The 1,209-nt window shown below is 67.1% G+C and carries 2 protein-coding genes; both read left to right on the top strand.

Annotation, left to right across the window (positions count from 1 at the left end; genetic code table 11):
- Positions 1-235, top strand: a 235-nt coding sequence (locus tag G454_RS21955; protein WP_169719387.1) for a hypothetical protein, incomplete at its 5' end; no start/stop codon positions are given.
- 92 nt (positions 236-327) lie between these two features.
- Positions 328-1,185, top strand: a complete 858-nt coding sequence (locus G454_RS0115230; protein WP_027719241.1) for a copper amine oxidase N-terminal domain-containing protein — start codon at positions 328-330, stop codon at positions 1,183-1,185.
- Positions 1,186-1,209: the final 24 nt, after the last annotated feature.

Here is a 1,209-nt window from a genome sequence, read left to right as displayed (position 1 = left end):
GACGGGTAGCACGGCGGCGTTGAGGAACGGCGCCGTCACTTCCCACGCCGAGCTGAGGGCGGGCGACCCCTTCGGGGAGTACGTCCTGCGCTTCGCGCTCGGCCTCGGCCCGGCTTCCGTCACCGTGGAGTCCTGCCACGAGGGGGGAGCCTTCGACTTCGGGGTGCTGGAGAGGTCGGCGCTCTTCGCGGCGGGGAAGCTGGCGGAAGGGCTTGCGGTGGCCGTGCGGAAGTAGGCCAGGGCGGAGGAGCGGGCCCGCGGGCGGCAGACCCGCGGGTTCGTCCTTTTTTGTGGTAAAATTTTGTTCGGAAAGGAGGTGGAAAGCGAATGCGGAAAGGTACAAAACCCCTCCTGCGCGCGCTCGCCCTGGCGTGCCTGGCGGCACTGCTCCTGTCCCTGGTCCCGGCGTGGGCCGGCGAACCGGGCAATACCCAGCAGGCGCAGGGAACCCAGCAAGCTCAGCAGGGTGCCGGGAGCACCGACGCCACAAGCGTGACCGGCAAGGTCTACGGCGGCCAGGAAAAGCAAGAAAAGCTGGAGCAGAAGATCGCCGAACTCAGGGCCAAGCTGGAGGAGGCGGTGAACGCCGGGCGGTACGCCGAGGCTTGGGCGCTGCTCCGCAAGCTACGCGAGCTCCAGGGCCGCGAGGAAACCGCCCAGAAGGTGCTTCAGCTGAGGGAAGAGTTAGTCGCGGCGCTCCAGGCCAACGACCTCGACAGGGCCGAGCAGCTTCTGCTCCAGATCCTCAAGCTGGAGAAGAACCGGAAGGGTCTCTATAAGCAGCTCGGCAAGATCTGGCGGGAGCGGCACCGCGTGGGCATGCCCGAAAAGGTGAGCGTGTTCGTCGAGGGCCAGCCGGTCAAGTTTGACGTTGAACCTGCCATCATCGATGGCCGCACCATGATCCCTCTGCGGAGGGTGGCCAACGCCCTGGGCGTGCCGGACGACAGAGTTAAGTGGGACCCCGCCACCCAGACCGTGACCGTGGAGAACAACGGTACCGCGGTCACGCTGAAGGTGGGCGACAGGACGGCCATCCTCGGCAACCGCGCGGTGACCCTCGACGTGCCGCCGCAGGTAGTCAATGGCAGGACGCTGGTGCCACTGCGGTTCCTGGGCGAAGCCTTCGGGAAGCAGGTGGAGTGGTATCCCGAGGGCAATATAGTGGCGGTCGGCCAGCAGTAGGCCGGGCGGAGTCAGCGCCGGGGG

Origin of the sequence: Desulfovirgula thermocuniculi DSM 16036 (assembly GCF_000429345.1) — a bacterium.
Classification (GTDB): Bacteria; Bacillota; Desulfotomaculia; order Desulfotomaculales; family Desulfovirgulaceae; genus Desulfovirgula; species Desulfovirgula thermocuniculi.
This window is presented reverse-complemented; position numbering and strand designations above follow the sequence as displayed.

Coding starts and splice junctions, on each gene's coding strand:
- G454_RS0115230 (WP_027719241.1), top strand. CDS start 328: ATGCGGAAAGGTACAAAACCCCTCCTGCGCGCGCTCGCCCTGGCGTGC.